An 18,560-nucleotide genomic window follows, 5' to 3' on the forward strand; every position below is an offset into this window, starting at 1 on the left:
TCTATATTCTAAAAAACGGGGTAAATTACCCCGTTTTTTTACAACCACAACCGCCTCCGGTACCACAACCCCCGCCACAGCCACCCACATCAAAAAACGGATTTCCTGTTGGAACTTTAACGGAAGAAGACACCTCAGAACCAATTGCTACACTAACTTCATCTAATAACTTCTGTAAAGCTGTTTCTGCTCTTTTAAAGGTTGCAACCTTATCATGCATATCTACAGAACGCTTTAATTCCCTCATTTTCGTCGAAACGAAAGTATAATCAGGATGATATTTACCAAAACGTTGCACTTCTTCGTATCGCTCTTTCATCGCTGTAAATTGCTGAATTAGCGTCTGGACTTCTATATCTTCTTGTAAATCCTTATAATACTTACGGTAATCTTCTGCTATATCTGAACAGATGATCGCTTTTGCAAGCTGCTCTGCCTTATCTAAAATCAATACGCTTTCCAGCGTCGCTACAATCATGAGAGACACCTCCGAGTATTCATCATAACACATTTGGAACAGAACTACTAATTGAAGTGTCTCACCTAAAAGAAAGATATGATTCTAATTACTTTTCATACAATCTCCTTGCACTCTTATACACTAATATCAATGATAATACGTTTATCTCCATGTGCTGCTGCAACCTGTTGTAAAGCCGTAAAACAGCGCTCTACRATTTCTTCATCCTGCTCCATTCCTTCTACATTACCTTCTGTAATTAACTCTCTAACGGCCGCAACTGGTTTCCCAGAAGCTTCCCCAAAATTACGTTCCATAAATCGCTCATCTAATAAAATAGATGGTAATCCAATAGCCCCAGCAATTTCCTTAGCTGTTTCTTGCGCTCTAATTAACGGGCTACTTATAATTATATCCCACGATTCCGCTTGCAAGGCAGCTGCACTTTGACTCGCTTGCTTCTTCCCAACTTCATTGAGTGGAATATCTTCGCGCCCTTGAATAATCTCTTGAAAGTTCCAATCAGTTTGTCCATGTCGTACTAAACAAATTTCCGTCATGCTGCAACTCCTTTTTTAAATAATCCGATTCTATTGTAACAAAAGTTTTGCATAACGGACATAGTTTTCCCTTCCAATTACGTCGTATTTTGCTGCTTCATATACTGGAACATATCAATCATAATTGAAGCAACGGCCAATTGATTTTGAAATTTTTCCACTTTATCTGGTATCGTTTTTTTGAAATGCTGCATGGCAGCTAACTCAAAAGCTTCTTTTTCTTCTGGGTTACGCGTCAATTTCCGGTACCAGTATGGCTGTTCCCGAATATAGCGAGCTAAATCCTCATCAGCTTTTATAAACTCCATAAGCTCTGCTCTCATTCTCTTTCCCCCTAATCCTTTTGAAAGAAAAAAGGATTATTTTCAGAAGTACTTTGTTCTTGCTGCGCACGGTTTCCTTGAAATTGTTGAATAACTTGTTGCACGCTACCAATCGCACTCGTTACATTTGCTAAATGATGTTGCATTTGTTCTACGTCTAGCTTTTTAAAGAAAGAAAGCATTTGCCCCATCACATCCGCAGTTTTTTCCTCTTCTGTTCGATTTTCTTTTTCTTCTTTATTTTCTTTTACCGAAGAAAAAGCAGGTGCTCCATCAGGTCTATATGCTGTCCATATTTGATCTTCTTCACCAAGTAAGTACCATTCTTCATAAAATTGCTGCCAAGTTTTTTGACCACCTCTAACCTCATGAACCATTTTAGGGTGATGGTTTACAAACTCTTTAAACTGTTGAACCGATGGATGTAACGGCCCTTTTGTTGTTGGCATAATCCTCACCTCTTCATGTATATCTACTATATTGTAAGAAAAAAAAGGCACATGGTTCGCCTATTTTTAGACGATTCATGCACCTTTTTATCTTCCTATTTGTGGACAGTAAGACTCCCACCTTAAACTTCTACGAATACGCAGAAGTTTAAGGTAATCTTACTGCCCGTTAAAGCCCGATTGATGAAGGCTAATAATCATTGAAGGATGCCCCACTGATTAAAGTTTCATTTTATTTTCGGATAAAGTTTTGAGTATAAAATTTATCATATACCCCAACACCTAATCCAGTAAATTGTTCGTTTAATAAATTCTTTCTATGCCCCTCACTATTTAACCAACCCTGTACCGCCGCAATTCCATCACTATGTTGCGCCGCTATATTCTCACCAGCAAGTTGAAAAGCCACTTGCCCACGTTGCAAGCGATCTCCTAACGTACCAAAAGTAGGTGAATCGTGTGAAAAATAATTATTATCCCTATTAGTTCACCTGAATAAACAAGTTGATATGGTCTTTGTCGTAATAACGTTTCATCATCCATATAACGAAGACCAACAAGCTCATGTGTAAAGTGATCAAAGTATAATTGTGCCCATCCATCTTCTACAGGTACTAGCGGTTGTTCCATTACTTCCGTATCAGATAACTCAAATTGATAACTATTCTTTCCTCTTTTTAATGAAATCTCATGTGAAAGTGGATTCTTTTTATATACCTCTTCATACTTTTCATTTATATAATAGGGAGCCACCTTAACTTGCTCACCAGCAACATACGCCGTTACAACTTTACGTTCAGCAACTCCAAATTGAACATACTGAGCTAAATCTTGATTATACACCCACCATTCATATCCATAAGCAGACGGCTCTATTCGAGATGGTTCGCCCCACTTCGCTAATAAATTCTCAGAGTCCCCGCCAATCATATTTAAAACAGTGTCTGTGGATTCTTCATTTACTTGCTTCTTCTTTTTCACAATTTTATTTTCTTGCTTAGAGTGAGATGGGGTTAATATATATTGTGACACGAGTAACTTCCCGTATAAATCAACAGCTAAAATTAAAAATGTAATCATTACGATACGCAATAATTTCTTCAAACGATATACCTCCTGAACAAAGCATAAAATCGAGATATACACAAATCCTTTTATTTCCTTTTTTTGTGTGTACCGTACTCTTTTCACTATATCATATTTTCACGAAAAAAGTCTGGATTATCCCTTTTCTCGCAATACGAATTGCACTTTCTTATTATTCGTACTATTATAAAAATAATGAACTAACATTAAAATAAGGAGGTATTCTATGCAATTTACAAATACAAACTTTAATGATGCAGTCGTTGATCTAACTCTTTTAACTGAGATTATGGAAAACAATCATTTTGTACTTGCCGGACAATGGGATTACGAACGCGTTACATATGATTATAAATTTGAAATATTAAAGGATATTTATTATTTACGTGTACAAGGATTTGCTGTTGAAGGTGACATCGGCGGCAGACACGCTCAAGTAAAACTATTGCCACCCTTATTAGGAAAACATTATTATCCTCATGGCGTTGAATATGGCGATGATGAGATTTTTCCAACGAATGTACTTCAAAAAAGCGAACAACTCCTACAAAATATCGAAAAAGAGTTAAAAGAATTTCAAATTATTGAATAACAAAAAAACTAGCGCTTTAACACGATGCGCTAGTTTTTATTTCGTCTGCAAATAAGGAGGTAACTCTTGCAGCTGCTCTTTATCCTTTTCACGCTCTCTACGTGCCCATTTAAAGAACACATAACCGATAATCGTACCGTACACTATTTCCTGGACAATTTTCATAATAATACCACCTGTTTGCTGGTCTTGTACTACCGGCATCCAATGTAAAAATTCTGGTCCAGTTATATTTAAATCTGATAAAGTACCCGCCGGTACACAGAGTTCCATTGCCTTCATCCAAGCGGCCGGATCTGTATATGTTGCAAATAATGGTGCAGTCGCAAAAATTATTAACGCACAAGCTGGCGTTAATAAAATACCATTAGCAAACATGTAACCAAGCTTCTTAATATCACTTAAAGTTTGATATTCTGGTAGTGGATTTAACATCGGCCACCACATCATCATTGCTGCAAAAAACAATATAGCAAGGCAAATAGGATGCGCTATTTGACTTTGTTTTACTGCATCAAAAACAATTGGCAAATGATAAAAGGAAAACAGGCCATTAAATACAAACAACGCAATAAGCGGCTTAGCAAAAAACTTTATCACAATTTGAACGAACTTAAAAGAAGTAATATAACGATATAACCAAACAGGTATACCAAGCAGTAATAACGGTGGCACCGCAATATACATTACTGCCATCTCAAACATATGTGCACTAAATATGATATGACCAATTAAATCAATAGGTCCTCCCTTTACAAAATACAAAAGAACAATCCCGGTCGTAAAATAAAAAATTTGCTTCTTACTTACCTTCGTCGCATTTTCAAATCGCGTTCTATACGGTCCAATAATTAAAAAATAACTAATAAGAATCGAGATCATAAATAATAAAAAAATYGGACTCCATAAAGCTTGAAAACCAAATACCCATAAGTTTTCCATTTCCACACCTACCTTTTCAAAATYCTTATATTTCATATAAAAAGAGGGCTTTGATATATCAGAGCCCCCTACTACCACTGTTTAAATCCACACAATTGTCATAAAGGCTAATATTGTTAATAAACCAATTAACAATCCAGAGTACAAGAAGAAACTCGCCGCTTCATGCCCTTTATGACTCATATGCATGAAATAATATAACTGAAATATAACTTGAATGACTGCTAACAATAATATAAATGGAACCGAAAAAATCGGGCTAAATGTTTTCGGATATGCCACCGCTGCAAATGCAACTAATGTTAAAAAAATCATTAGTGAAAATGTAACAACTTGGTGCTTCATTTCCTCTGCACTTTTTCTCTTCCGATAAACAAGATCCACCTTAGGATTATTCGTTTGCTTAACCGCCATTGTTTATCCCACCATTCCCATCAAATATACTACAGTGAAAATAAACACCCAAACTACGTCAATAAAGTGCCAATAAATTGATGCAACATAAAACTTTGGTGCGTTGTATAAATTTAAGCCTCTCTTCGCGTTTCTAAAGATTAATGTTAAAATCCAACATAATCCAAACAACACGTGGAGCCCGTGTGTACCAACAAGAGCATAAAATGCAGAACCAAACGCACTACTTCTCATAGTATGCTTAAATTCATGCGTATAATGATAAAACTCATATATTTCAAACCCCAAAAATCCTAAGCCAAGCAACACTGTTAYAAGTAACCAAAGTTGCATTTTCTTAAAGTTAAAATTTTTCATATGATACATTGCGTATACACTCGTTAAACTACTTGTTAACAAAAGCATCGTCATAATGAAAACGAGTGGCATTTGAAACATCTCTTGAGATGTTGGTCCACCATTTGTAGAGTTCTTTAACGCTAAATATGTGCCAAATAAGGAAGCGAACAACACTGTTTCGCCTCCAAGAAATAACCAAAAACCAACAAACTTATTTTTCCCCTCAAGGGTTGCTTTTTCAGGCTCTGCTGGAAATGTTTCATTCGTTAATTTCTCATCTACATGCATTACGCCTTGCCCCCCTTATCATCTAAATCTTCCTTATGAATATGATATCCATGATCATCAATTACTGAACGAAGGAACATTGTACCAAACGTAATGATTAAACCGATAATCGCTACTAATAACCAAAATTTATCTTTGCCACCCTGCATATACATCGCACCGAATGCTGCTATGAATAAGCCTAGAGAAATGATAAATGGTGAAAATGAAGCATTTGGCATATGAATATCACCAACTGGTTCCGCTGCTGTCATCTCTTTATTACCTTCACGTTTTTCAATCCAAAACGGATCTAACCCGCGAACAAATGGCAATTGTTTAAAATTGTATTCCGGTGTAGGTGCTGGCATTGTCCATTCTAATGTACGTCCATCCCATGGATCACGGCCAGCCTTCTCTTTTGATACCGTTGTTTTTATTACATTGAATAAAAGAACAATCGTTCCAAGAGCCATAAACACAGCTCCGATAGAACTAATCATATTCCCCATTTCCAATCCTTGGCCCTCAAGATATGTGTAGTAACGACGCGGCATACCGATTAGACCTAGGAAATGCTGAATAAAGAACGTTAAATGGAAACCGATAAAGAATAACCAAAATGTTATCTTWCCTAAYGTTTCATTTAATACTTTATTAAACATAAGTGGCCAATAATAATGCGCACCTGCAAGTAAACCAAATACAACACCACCAACAATTACATAATGAAAGTGTGCTACTACGAAATARTTATCATGAAACTGATAATCAGCTGGTGCAGAAGCAAGCATAACACCAGTAACTCCACCCATAACGAAGGATGGAATAAAAGCTACCGCCCACATCATTGGTGTTGTAAACCTAATACTTCCACCCCACATTGTAAAGAGCCAGTTAAATATTTTAATACCCGTTGGAACTGCAATCGCCATTGTTGCAACCGAGAAGATAGCATTTGCAACAGGCCCAAGACCAACAGTAAACATATGATGCGCCCATACCATAAATCCTAAAAACCCTATTAATACTGTCGCGAACACCATAGAGGAATAACCGAATAATCGTTTTTTCGAAAATGTGGCGAAGATTTCTGAGAATATTCCGAAAGCTGGGAGTATAAGAATGTATACTTCCGGATGACCGAAGATCCAGAATAAATGCTCCCATATAATCGTGTTCCCACCTAGTGCCGGATTAAAGAAACTTGTGCCAAATAAACGATCTAACATTAAAAGTCCTAATCCTACAGTTAATGGTGGAAATGCAAATAAAATAAGTGAAGATGTTACAAATGTTGTCCATGTAAACATCGGCATGCGCATGTACGTCATCCCTGGCGCGCGCATATTAATAATTGTAACAAGGAAGTTAATACCTCCAATTAATGTACCAATACCTGATATTTGCAAGCCGAGTACATAAAAATCAACACCATGTCCTTTAGAGGCTAAAGCTAAAGATGCATACGATGTCCACCCTGCATCAGGCGCTCCTCCTAAAAACCAACTTAAATTTAAAAATAATCCACCAAAGAAAAATAACCAAAATCCGAGCGAATTCAAAAACGGGAACGCCACATCACGTGCTCCAATTTGAAGTGGTACAGCGGCGTTCATAAATGCAAACACGAGTGGCATAGCTGCGAGGAAAATCATTGTTGTACCGTGCATCGTTAATACTTGATTATAAGCATCCCCAACAAGAAAAGCATTGTTAGGAATCGCTAACTGCAGGCGAATAAATAGTGCTTCTATTCCACCTATTACAAAAAATAATCCACCTGCAATTAAATAGAGAATGGCAATCTTTTTATGGTCTACTGTCGTTAAATAATCCCATATGACAGCACCCATCCCCTGTTTTTTTGCTACAGAACTCACGTTTTCAACCTCCCCTTCGCAAATGATCCCTCTTTATTTTTCAATCTTTAACGTTTGTAAATATGCATTTAATGCATTAATTTGATCATCCGTTAAGTTGCCATATTTACCAGTCATTTTATTACCTGGTTTCATATTTTCAGGATCTTTGAGCCATTTTTTTAAGTTCTCTTCATTATTTTCGGCAATACCAGCAACCATATCGCGATCTGCGAAGTTTGCTAAGTTCGGTGCGATACGAGCAGAAGGTGGTCTACTATCATTTGATCCAACTGCATGACAACCAATACAGCTTTTATTAAATATTTCTTGACCCTCTTGCGCCTTTGTAGAAGCTACTTCTTTTTTCCCATCAATCTTCTTCATGTCAGCAAGCCACTTTTTGTACTCGCTTTCATCCAGAGCTTTCACTTTGAACTGCATTAAAGAATGTGATGGGCCACAAAATTCTGTACAAAAACCATTATAAGTGCCCGATTTATCTGCCTTTAACCACATTTTGTTTACATTATCTGTATTTGTATCCATTTTCCCAGCTAAAGATGGAACCCAAAACGAATGTTTAATATCGGCACCCTTCAAATTCAAATACACTTTCTTACCTGTGGGGATAACTAAATCTTGAGAAGTTACTATTTTTTCTGATTTATAAGAAAATTCCCACCAATAAAGATTCGCTGTTACATCAACAACGATAGTATCTTTATCAATATTCTTTTTCTCCATCGCACTTACATCAGCAAGCTTGAATGTATATGTAACAGTCGGAACAGCCAAGATTAACAAAAGAATAATCGGAATGACTGTCCATATAATTTCTAGTTTGTGATTTCCTTCAACTTGCTCTGGAATATAATCTTCCTCACCCTTTTTTTGTCGGAAACGCACAATTACATATAAGAAAATAATAGTAACTACAAGTACTACTCCTACCATGATTGCACTCGCTAGCAAGAGCAAATCATATTGCATTTTTGCTACTTCCCCTTGCGGAATTAAAGTAGACTGAAAAGCTTTACCGCATCCCCCTAACAGTAAAGCCAGCAGTGAAACGAACGAAAGCAGTCGCCACTGTTTCTTCATACAAACAACCCCCACTTTCTTTGTGAATTAGATTGTACTTTATAGTTAAGTAAAGTAAATCTCAACGTAAAGAAATCCAATCATGTCGTTGTCTTAGAAGAATGTAACTACAATCATTGACACAAATAAGATTGTTAAGTAATTCAGGGAATAAACAAACATTTTTACGGACCACTTGATGTCATCTTGCTGACGGAAGCCATAAAGCCCTAATGCGATCCATCCGATGTTAAGCAATGTTGCAATTACCATGAATGTTATTCCAAGTCCACTCATATAAAATGGTAGTGGTAATAAACATACTGTCCAAATCATAATCTGACGTTTCGTAATATCAAATCCCTGTACAACAGGAAGCATTGGGATTCCTGCATTTCGATATTCATCAACACGCTTCATCGCTAATGCGAGGAAATGTGGGATTTGCCAAATAAACATAATTAAAAATAACATCCAAGCAATTGGATGATTTAAAGACGGATCAATTGCCGCCCATCCAATTAAAGGTGGAACTGCTCCTGATATACTACCTACAACAGTATTTAACGTATATTTTCTCTTCGTCCATAACGTATATAAAACAACATATGTGAAGGCACCAATAAATGAGATTAACACTGCCATCGGTGTAGTAAGTAATAAAAATGCAAAGCCAAGAAGTAAAATTACAAGTCCAAATGCAAGTGCAAAGCCAGGTTTATATTTACCTGTTACCGTTGGACGGTTTTTTGTTCTTTCCATTAATGGATCGATATCTCGGTCAATGTAGTTATTTAAACAACATACCCCTGCCATAATTAATGCCGAACCAACGATTGTGAAAAATAACTTATCTAGATTGTCCATAACACTCAATCCATTAAAATGTAAAGCCAACCAAAATCCTGTAAATACAGTAAGTGTATTTGAGTTTACAATCCCCATTTTAACGAGCGCTGATAAATCTTGTAACCGAGTTGTTTCCGGTACAATTGAAACAGCTGACTCATCATGCAGCTCACTTGTTGCATGGTTCATCACTTTAACCCCCTCTTAAACCTATCATCTTTCTAAGCATATATTTCATGTGAAATATTTCGCTTCTATATAGCAATATTATTACAGTAGAAATATTGTTAACCCATTCTACTACTAATCTACGCCCATACTCCAATATATTAAATCACATTTCCCGAACATTTTGTGAAGAAAACATGAACTTTTTGTGTCAAACATTAAAAAACTTTATTCTAATTTATCCTTATCATAACATGATGTTATCTTCTATAATAAACTATTTTGTCATATTTAGCATGTATTCTCCCCATTTCTTTTCAAAATAGCCYGAATTCCTCCTAAAATATGTATTTTAAATCCCATTTTTTTCTTTATAATACGTACGTTGTCCTCGCCCTCCATTTCTTTGCTATTTTATTATTTTTTATATATCATAGGACTGTAGCACGTTTTATTCTATACATAATGGAATGAAAATATTTCGCAATAACTTCATAGCAGAAAGATGGTGAAAGAGATTGCAACGCTTTATTAAATGGTTAGCAGTCATTACAAGTCTCGATTTATTAGTAGTTTTACTAGGAGGCGCTTTAGTTACAAAAACGGGTTCAGGCCAAGGATGCGGCAAATCATGGCCTCTTTGTAACGGTGAATTTGTTCCATCTAATTTATCAATGGAGACTATTATTGAGCTAAGTCACCGCTTAACATCTGGATCAGCAGGAATCCTTGTTACTCTTCTTTGTATCTTGTCCTGGAAATATTATAAACATGTGCGCGAAACAAAGACGTTAGCAATTTTATCCTTCGTATTTTTAGTTGCACAAGCATTAATGGGGGCGGCGGCGGTTGTTTGGGGTCAAATGCCTGCTGTATTAGCTATTCATTTCGGTATTTCCTTAATTTCATTTGCTTCTGTCATCTTGTTAACGTGTCTTATTTTTGAAATTGATCAGAAATTTGATGCACGTTCACTTATTATGGACAAAAAAATGAAATTTCATATTTATGGTGTAACAATTTACAGTTATATCGTTGTCTACACAGGAGCTTTAGTACGTCACGAACGAGCTACCTTAGCCTGTCCAGACTTCCCTTTATGTAGCAAAAATAGACCTATGCCAACTCAACTACATGAGTGGGTTCAAATGGGACATAGAGTTGCAGCGATGTTAATTTTCGCTTGGATACTATATGCGATGATTATCGCTATTCGCCATTACAAGCAGCAGCGTGTAGTATACTGGGGATGGATTATTTCATTTATCCTTGTTACACTTCAAGCTRTAGTAGGRRTTTTAGTYGTATTTACAAAYGCTAGTTTAGCAATGGCATTATTACATTCGCTCTTCATTTCTTGCCTGTTTGCTRTACTATGCTATTTAGTTATGATAGGTACAAGAAGTACAGTCAATGCAAAAGAAACTGAATCAACTTCTAAGCAAACAAAATAAAGTAAAACTTTAATACCTTGCCAATTCGGCAAGGTATTATTCACACACAAAAAAGAGCTGCTTTCGCACAGCTCTTTTTCTTTATTTTAATGATCTAATTCAATGAGTAAATCTCCCGTTTGAATTGCATCCCCATCATTTACATATACTTTTTTCACTTTACCACTAAATGGCGCTTGAACCGTCGTTTCCATTTTCATAGCTTCTGTAATTGCCATGGAATCACCTTTTTTCACTTCATCGCCTTCTTTTACAACTACTTTAATAACAGTTCCCGGCATCGTTGCGCTAATATGATTTGGATTTTCACGATTCCCCTTCACACGCTGTGCAACAGTTGATTTCACGCTTTCATCTTTCACTACGATTTCACGCGGTTGTCCATTAAACTCCAGGTAAAGCACACGATTTCCATCTGGCTGTGGCTCCCCAATGGAAACTAGTTTAACCATCAATGTTTTACCTTGCTCGATTTCCACATCAATTTCTTCACCAAGTCTCATACCATAGAAGAATGTCGGTGTATCAAGCACAGATACATTTCCATAAATCCCAGCAACTTTTTCGTAGTCCATAAATACTTTTGGATACAATGCATATGCGACTACATCAAAAATTGTTACTTCGCGTCCAAGTTTGTGGAATAACTCTTCTTTTAAAGCATCAAAATCTACTGGTTCTAATAATTCACCCGGTCTTACTGTTAATGGCTCTTTCCCTTTTAAAATAATTTTTTGTAATTCTTTCGGGAAACCACCATATGGTTGTCCTAAATCTCCAGAGAACATTTCAACAACAGATCCTGGGAAATCCATAGCATGTCCACGTTCTAAAATATCTTGTTCTGTTAGGTGATTTTGAACCATAAATAATGCCATATCACCGACAACTTTAGATGATGGTGTTACTTTTACAATATCGCCAAACATATCATTAACACGGCGATACATCACTTTAACTTCATCAAAGCGATCTCCTAAGCCAACCGCTTTTGCTTGTTGTTGAAGATTACTATACTGTCCACCCGGCATTTCATGCATATATACCTCTGTGTGAGGAGCATTCATACCACTTTCAAATGGAGCATAATATTTTCGTACATCTTCCCAATAATGAGATAGTTTTTCTAATGAGTCTATATTAACATCTGGTTGTCTTTCGTTTCCACCTAACGCATAGTATAGTGTATTCGCACTYGGYTGTGACGTTTGACCAGCCATWGAACTMACCGCTACATCGACAATATCAACACCTGCTTCAATCGCCTTCGTATACGTTAAAATACCATTTCCGCTCGTATCGTGTGTRTGCAGGTGAATTGGAATCGACACCGTCTCTTTTARTGCTGAAACTAAATCATACGCTGCGTTTGGCTTTAGTAAGCCCGCCATATCTTTAATTCCTAAAATGTGAGCTCCTGATGCTTCCAACTCTTTTGCTAAATTTTTATAATAATTTAAATCATATTTACTGCGTAACGGATCATGAATGTCTCCTGTGTAACACATTGTTGCTTCTGCAATCTTACCAGTATCTCGTACAGCATCAATTGCAACTCTCATGCCTTCTACCCAGTTTAAGCTATCAAAAATACGGAACACATCAATTCCRGCTTGCGCGGAACATTCTACAAATTTTTGAATTAAATTATCTGGATAGTTTTTGTATCCAACTGCGTTTGAAGAACGAAGTAACATTTGGAATAAAACGTTTGGCATTTTTTCACGAAGATCTAGTAATCGTTCCCATGGATCTTCTTTCAAGAAACGATATGCAACATCAAACGTTGCACCGCCCCACATTTCTGCTGAGAATAAGTTTGGTAACATTCTCGCTGTCGGCTCTGCAATGTGATGTAAATCTTTTGTACGAACACGAGTTGCAAGTAATGACTGATGTGCATCACGGAATGTTGTATCAGTTAAAAGTACACGCTTTTGATCTTGTACCCACTTTACTAATCCATCCGCTCCACGCTCATCCAAAATTTGTTTCGTTCCATTTTGCATTGGCTCTGAGTGTATCACATTTGGTATACGAGCATCTGGGAAAATTGGTTTCTCTTTTTTCCCTACTCCTGGGAAGCCATTTACTGTTACTGTACCAATATAATTTAACATTTTTGTTCCGCGGTCTTTACGTTTCGGGAACAAGAATAGTTCAGGTGACGCGTCAATAAATGAAGTRTCATAYTCTCCYGATAAGAAGTTTYTATGTTTTACTACATTCTCTARGAATGGAATATTTGTTTTAATACCACGAATACGGAATTCTTTTAAGTTACGTTCCATTTTTGCAGCGGCTTGTTCAAAAGTAAGTGCCCAAGTAGTAACTTTTACAAGTAAAGAATCGTAGTACGGTGTAATAACTGCACCTTGGAAACTATTACCTGTATCAAGACGAACACCAAAACCACCGCCTGATCGGTACGCCATAATYTTYCCTGTATCMGGCATAAAGTTATTAAGTGGGTCTTCTGTCGTTACACGAGATTGGATTGCAAATCCATGCACAACCACTTCCTTAGGAACACCTACCATTTTGCTATGTAATGCATGTCCATCAGCTATTAAAATTTGCGATTGAACGATATCCACTCCTGTAATCATCTCTGTAATCGTATGTTCAACTTGAACACGTGGGTTTACTTCAATGAAGTAAAACTCATCACCTTTTACAAGGAATTCTACCGTTCCAGCATTTAAATAATTTACATTTTTCGTTAACTTTACTGCAGCATCACAAATACGCTGACGCAAATCATCTGAAAGCGACACGCTCGGTGCAATTTCAACTACTTTTTGATGGCGTCGTTGTACAGAGCAATCACGCTCATACAAATGAACAACATTACCTTCTTCATCTGCTAAAATTTGTACTTCTATATGTTTAGGTTTTTCAACGAATTTTTCAACGTACACTTCATCATTACCAAAGGCTGCTTTTGCTTCTGATTTCGCGCGATTATACGATTCTCTTAATTCTTCACTAGCACGTACAATACGCATACCGCGACCGCCGCCACCAAGGGATGCTTTAATAATAATCGGGTAATCATACTTTTCAGCAAATTCTTCAACTTCTTCTATTGAATTTACTGGACCATCACTACCAGGGATAATTGGAATTTGTGCTAGCTGCGCTTGTGTTCTTGCTTTAACTTTATCTCCAAACATGTCTAAATGCTTACTTTTTGGACCGATAAAGATAATCCCTTCTTCTTCACAACGTTTTGCAAATTGAATATTTTCTGACAAGAAACCATATCCAGGGTGGATTGCATCTACATGATTACTTTTCGCAATCTCAATAATGCCTTCAATATCTAGATAAGCATCAATTGGCTTTTTCCCTTCCCCAACTAAATAGGACTCATCGGCTTTATAGCGATGATAAGAACCGCTATCCTCTTTAGAATAGATCGCAACTGTGTTTAATCCAAGTTCTGAACATGCTCGGAACACACGAATTGCTATCTCTCCACGGTTAGCTACCAATACTTTTTGAATACGTTGCAGCTTTGTCATGATTTTCCCCCTCTATTTTCCTACCACTCTAGAGATAAAATACATACACACTCTAAAGAGCGTGAAGTTCTTCACTTTCTACATTATATTATACTTAGAAAGCTTCACTTTATTTTTATCCATCATACCTTATTTTTCAACAAATGATAAGTTTTCTGATCAATTTGTTTCACAAAAATAGTATAGCATACCTCTTCCTTTTCTAACAACTTAATTGTATATCACATTTACTTAAATGCGATATAATTTTAGAATAAAAAACCGAAATGATATATCACATTCGAATTTACTTTAAATCAAAAAACACATTGTGCTCTACAGCACAATGTGTTTTTATTTTACAACTACAAGATGTGGTCCACCTTGTTCTATTTCTTTAGTCATTTCATTTTGTTGTTTCTCTTGTCGTTTTACTTGACTAGCAATATTTAATAATATGCCCATTGCAAGTAAATTAGCCAATAAAGAACTACCACCATAACTTACAAACGGTAATGGTACCCCTGTAAGCGGTATTAACCCAGACATACCACCGACATTTATAAAAGTTTGAACTCCAAACAAACTTGCAATTCCAATTGCTATTAAACTTCCAAACGGATCTTTGCACTTTTGTGCAACCCTAAATGCCCGAACAATAATAAGTAACAAACAGATTAAAATGACAGCTACACCTATAAAACCAAGCTCTTCAGATATAATTGCCATAATAAAATCTGTTTGCGGTTCTGGTAAGTATCCATATTTTTGCACACTGTTCCCTAACCCTCKRCCATTTAGCCCTCCTGAAGCAATTCCAATAAAAGAATTTATTAATTGGAACCCATCATTTTGAGGATCGTTAAATGGATCAAGAAAAACTGAAAACCGAGCTTTTTGGTACTTACTTAATGCATAATTCCCGAGAAAATATAGCGCCGGAATCCATACTATAGAAGTTAAAACAATTCGTTTAATCCATAAGTTAATCCGGACTCCCGAACAAAGAAACATAATTCCTACCGTTCCCGCAATTAACAAATCGGTACCTAAGTCATTTTGCTTTAAAATTAAAAACATTGCCAATCCAACAAAACCAAGCGTAAGTCCCGATCCTTTAAAAACAGGTGTATCTGTCTCTTGTCTTCTTGCAAAAAAACGAGCTAATATAATAATAATCGTTATTTTTACAAACTCAGCTGGTTGTATGCCTAATATCCATCCTCTTGCACCATTTATGACCTTACCAAAAAGCAAAGCTGCTGCTAATAGGCCAATACTCCCTACTCCCATTGCAATCAAAACGATTCGCTTTCTCCAAAGTGTATAAGGAATAGCAATAATAACCGCTAACATTACCATTCCAATAGCTAGAGTAAATACTTGCCTATTAAAAAAGAAATCCGCTGGTTTTCCATGCTTCGAAATCGCAACAATGGAACTAGAACTATATACCATTATAACTCCCAACACACATAAGATAACAAGAGGAAGTAATAATGAATAATCCATCGATTTCCATACTTTTTTCATTTCATTTCCTCTTTCTGTTTCAATTTAATTATTGTTGTATTCCATATGTATATAGGTTCTTCCTTCTTTATTATACAAATAAAAAGCCCAAACTATTTCAGTTTGAGCCCCCCTTATTTGAACCCGTTATTGTTGTTTGTTTGTAAATGCTTCATGAAGTGCAGACAACTCACGTTCGAGCTCTCCTAACATTGCTTTCCCTTGTTCTTCTGCAATAAGACCAAGGCGAACCGCAAAATCGACCTCGCGGGATAGTCCAAACATTTGTGTGTCTAATACTTCTTCATATAATGGACATTGCGGCATTGTAAGATTGTCCATTTGTACCTTAATAAGTCTTAAAATCTTCTCTGCATCCGCTTGTAGAAGGGCTAGTGCCTTTTCCTGATGATTTGATACTGTCTCAGACGCCAAATTGATTCCCTCCGTTTCCGTCCTACTCTCTCATATCTATTAATATTAGCGATAGTTTTAATAAATTGCAATAGAAACATTTTTTGTGACAACAGTGTCTAATACTATTATACTGAAAAGTGGGAGTATAACACAAATGGGGGAACAACAATGAGCGAAATTTTATTTATTAATGGAAAAGTTCGTTTTTCAATCACTATCGATCCAACTGTATGGATTTTCGATGATCGAAAAATAGATTTGACAACCTACTTTGATGAAACTAGAGAAGAATCATCCGAATTAGAAACATACTTAAAACATACTTCAGAGCATTGGGATCGCGAAATCCGTGATGGTGCTGCCTTCCCGCCAATACAACAAAGTGTAAAGAAATATAAAAAAGAACAGCTTATTAACGGGACATTTGGCATACCACTTCATCCATTTCTAAAAAATGCTGAAATTTTAGAAGATGCTACTCATGTCGAAATTGAAACCACAGACAATACAATTACACTTCCGTTAGAAACAGCCCATAAAGCTATTCTCGGTTTTTCAAAAGAAGGTAAACCATTACGAGAAGACGGGCCTGTTCATCTATATTTCCATGATGGATCTAATAGACAAAATCCGATTCKTAACATCCGTAAATTTACAATCATTTAAATTGTATAATTAAAAGGCAAAAAAGGAGTGAGCTTAAGCTCACTCCTTTTTATAATAAATCCGCTGCTAGTTGTGCTAAATTAGAACGCTCTCCTTTAACAAACTTTACATGACCACTAATACGTTCTTCTTTAAACTTCTCTACAACATATGTTAAACCGTTATTATATTCATCTAAATACGGGTGATCAATTTGCTGAGGATCCCCCATTAATACAATCTTACTTTTTTCGCCTACCCTTGTTAATATCGTCTTTACTTCATGCTTCGTTAAATTTTGTGCCTCGTCAATTATAATGAATTGGTCTGGAATACTTCTCCCGCGTATATAGGTAAGCGCTTCTACTTCAATCGAACCCATCCCAGCTAAAATAGCATCTAGCTCCCCAGGCTTTTTCGTATTGAATAAATACTCTAGATTATCAAAAATCGGCTGCATCCACGGTCTTAATTTTTCCTCTTTCTCTCCTGGTAAATAGCCTATATCTTTCCCTACCGGTACAATTGGTCTCGCGACAAGTAGTTTTTTATATAACCCTAAATCTTCCGTTTGCATTAGTCCCGCAGCTAATGCGAGTAACGTTTTTCCTGTACCGGCTTTCCCTGTTAACGTTACAAGTGGAATATCTTCCCGAAGTAGCAATTCTAATCCCATAATTTGCTGCACGTTTCGTGGGCGTATCCCCCACACTTGTTCATTGTGAAAAATAAGTTTTTTTACCTTCTTACCTAAATGATCCACAATCCCAAGTGCAGAACTAGAACCCCCTAGTGCATCTTTCATTACAACAAACTGATTTGGATAAAAAGGATGATTTGCGATTTCAGATAAAGGYAGTTCACCTTTTTCATAAAAATAATCTAACTGTTCTTTTGATATATACCCTTCTAAAAATCCTGAATATATATTTTCCACTTCGATTACTCGGTCACTTAAATAATCTTCGGCCTGCAATCCGATTGCATCAGCTTTTACCCTTACGAGTACATCTTTACTTACTAAAATAACTGATTTCCCGTCCTCTTTTTCTTGTTCTTCTAAAGAGAGGTTTTTCGCTACCGCTAAAATTCGATTATCATTTGTTTTTTCTACAAAAATATCTTGCAGTTGAACAAATGAGCGATGATTTAATTCAATACGAAATGTACCGCCGTTTTCTAACGGAATACTTTCATGCAGTTTTCCTATTTCGCGAAATTTGTCGATTAACTTAGATACATAGCGAGCATTTCGTCCTACTTCATCCATATAACGTTTTTTCGAATCAACCTCTTCTAATACAACTGCTGGAATCACTACTTCATTTGTTGCAAATGAAAAAATAGATAAAGGATCCTGCAAAAGTACATTCGTATCTAACACATAAATTTTATCCAACCTGTTACCCCCTGACTCCACTTTTAAATTTGTAGAACAAGGGTTTCATCCATAAAATATGGACGAACCATTGTTATAATTATATGTACCGTAAAAACGAGGTAGAATCGAAACTCATAGAAATTAAACCTTTTCTTTATTTTTTATTCATTTCTATTCAATATATTACTTTTTATTATAATTTTTCACATTAAATCACAATACTCACTTGTAAAAGTTTATGAACGATGTTC

General features: G+C 36.2%; 16 protein-coding genes and 2 pseudogenes. 3 read left to right on the plus strand and 15 right to left on the minus strand.

Annotated features, from left to right (window positions below):
- Positions 1 to 25: 25 nt before the first annotated feature.
- From AC1DJR_RS00005 to AC1DJR_RS00025, 5 genes and pseudogenes are all read right to left on the minus strand, one after another.
- Positions 26 to 478, minus strand: coding sequence for a YlbF/YmcA family competence regulator (locus tag AC1DJR_RS00005; protein WP_256490968.1), 453 nt, complete (start codon positions 476 to 478; stop codon positions 26 to 28).
- Between the two features lie 131 nt (positions 479 to 609).
- A pseudogene (locus AC1DJR_RS00010) lies at positions 610 to 1,020 on the minus strand (histidine phosphatase family protein); the annotation flags it as partial.
- Between the two features lie 77 nt (positions 1,021 to 1,097).
- The gene (locus AC1DJR_RS00015) at positions 1,098 to 1,343 is read right to left on the minus strand and encodes a YlbE-like family protein (protein WP_002014770.1); all 246 of its coding nucleotides are present in this window, start codon (positions 1,341 to 1,343) and stop codon (positions 1,098 to 1,100) included.
- 11 nt (positions 1,344 to 1,354) lie between these two features.
- Positions 1,355 to 1,792, minus strand: coding sequence for a YlbD family protein (gene ylbD / locus AC1DJR_RS00020; protein WP_002014771.1), 438 nt, complete (start codon positions 1,790 to 1,792; stop codon positions 1,355 to 1,357).
- A gap of 232 nt (positions 1,793 to 2,024) precedes the next feature.
- Positions 2,025 to 2,896, minus strand: a pseudogene (locus AC1DJR_RS00025) (CAP domain-containing protein).
- Positions 2,897 to 3,104: 208 nt separating this feature from the next.
- Here AC1DJR_RS00025 and AC1DJR_RS00030 point away from each other — a divergent pair.
- A complete protein-coding gene (locus AC1DJR_RS00030; RefSeq protein ID WP_002066906.1) occupies positions 3,105 to 3,470 on the plus strand; it encodes a YugN family protein in 366 nt (121 codons plus the stop codon).
- 36 nt (positions 3,471 to 3,506) lie between these two features.
- Here the strand turns inward: AC1DJR_RS00030 and ctaG are convergent, their stop codons facing one another.
- From ctaG to cyoE, 6 genes are all read right to left on the minus strand, one after another.
- Positions 3,507 to 4,412 carry a cytochrome c oxidase assembly factor CtaG gene (ctaG, locus tag AC1DJR_RS00035; protein WP_002121958.1) on the minus strand — a complete coding sequence of 302 codons (906 nt, stop codon included), beginning with the start codon at positions 4,410 to 4,412 and terminating at the stop codon, positions 3,507 to 3,509.
- 81 nt (positions 4,413 to 4,493) lie between these two features.
- Entirely contained in the window at positions 4,494 to 4,826 is a 333-nt protein-coding gene (gene ctaF / locus AC1DJR_RS00040; RefSeq protein ID WP_002014776.1) for a cytochrome c oxidase subunit IVB, read from the minus strand.
- Positions 4,827 to 4,829: 3 nt separating this feature from the next.
- Positions 4,830 to 5,453 carry a cytochrome c oxidase subunit III gene (ctaE, locus tag AC1DJR_RS00045; protein ID WP_477001821.1) on the minus strand — a complete coding sequence of 208 codons (624 nt, stop codon included), beginning with the start codon at positions 5,451 to 5,453 and terminating at the stop codon, positions 4,830 to 4,832.
- Entirely contained in the window at positions 5,453 to 7,288 is a 1,836-nt protein-coding gene (gene ctaD, locus AC1DJR_RS00050) for a cytochrome c oxidase subunit I (protein ID WP_002014777.1), read from the minus strand. Before ctaD ends, ctaE begins: the two co-directional genes overlap by 1 nt.
- A gap of 60 nt (positions 7,289 to 7,348) precedes the next feature.
- A complete protein-coding gene (gene coxB, locus AC1DJR_RS00055) occupies positions 7,349 to 8,398 on the minus strand; it encodes a cytochrome c oxidase subunit II (protein ID WP_002088304.1) in 1,050 nt (349 codons plus the stop codon).
- A 93-nt stretch (positions 8,399 to 8,491) separates the two neighbouring features.
- Complete coding sequence (gene cyoE / locus AC1DJR_RS00060) at positions 8,492 to 9,415, minus strand: heme o synthase (RefSeq protein ID WP_002033731.1); 924 nt, start codon at positions 9,413 to 9,415, stop codon at positions 8,492 to 8,494.
- A 497-nt stretch (positions 9,416 to 9,912) separates the two neighbouring features.
- On the opposite strand from cyoE, the gene ctaA reads away from it, so the two are divergent.
- Positions 9,913 to 10,848 carry a heme A synthase gene (ctaA, locus tag AC1DJR_RS00065; RefSeq protein WP_477001822.1) on the plus strand — a complete coding sequence of 312 codons (936 nt, stop codon included), beginning with the start codon at positions 9,913 to 9,915 and terminating at the stop codon, positions 10,846 to 10,848.
- An 86-nt stretch (positions 10,849 to 10,934) separates the two neighbouring features.
- Here ctaA and pyc read toward each other — a convergent pair whose 3' ends face one another.
- From pyc to AC1DJR_RS00080, 3 genes are all read right to left on the minus strand, one after another.
- Positions 10,935 to 14,375 carry a pyruvate carboxylase gene (gene pyc / locus AC1DJR_RS00070; RefSeq protein WP_477001823.1) on the minus strand — a complete coding sequence of 1,147 codons (3,441 nt, stop codon included), beginning with the start codon at positions 14,373 to 14,375 and terminating at the stop codon, positions 10,935 to 10,937.
- A 333-nt stretch (positions 14,376 to 14,708) separates the two neighbouring features.
- Complete coding sequence (locus tag AC1DJR_RS00075) at positions 14,709 to 15,887, minus strand: FtsW/RodA/SpoVE family cell cycle protein (RefSeq protein WP_429686805.1); 1,179 nt, start codon at positions 15,885 to 15,887, stop codon at positions 14,709 to 14,711.
- A gap of 126 nt (positions 15,888 to 16,013) precedes the next feature.
- Positions 16,014 to 16,301: an Fpa/YlaN family protein gene (locus AC1DJR_RS00080; protein ID WP_000135698.1), complete on the minus strand. Its 288-nt coding sequence runs from the start codon at positions 16,299 to 16,301 to the stop codon at positions 16,014 to 16,016.
- A 150-nt stretch (positions 16,302 to 16,451) separates the two neighbouring features.
- Here AC1DJR_RS00080 and AC1DJR_RS00085 point away from each other — a divergent pair, with 150 nt between their 5' ends.
- A complete protein-coding gene (locus AC1DJR_RS00085) occupies positions 16,452 to 16,949 on the plus strand; it encodes a peptidyl-prolyl cis-trans isomerase (protein ID WP_477001824.1) in 498 nt (165 codons plus the stop codon).
- A 49-nt stretch (positions 16,950 to 16,998) separates the two neighbouring features.
- On the opposite strand, the gene AC1DJR_RS00090 is transcribed toward AC1DJR_RS00085, so the two are convergent.
- Complete coding sequence (locus tag AC1DJR_RS00090) at positions 16,999 to 18,327, minus strand: PhoH family protein (RefSeq protein WP_429691789.1); 1,329 nt, start codon at positions 18,325 to 18,327, stop codon at positions 16,999 to 17,001.
- Positions 18,328 to 18,560: the final 233 nt, after the last annotated feature.

The sequence above is a fragment of the Bacillus sp. 05T31 genome (assembly GCF_056396725.1).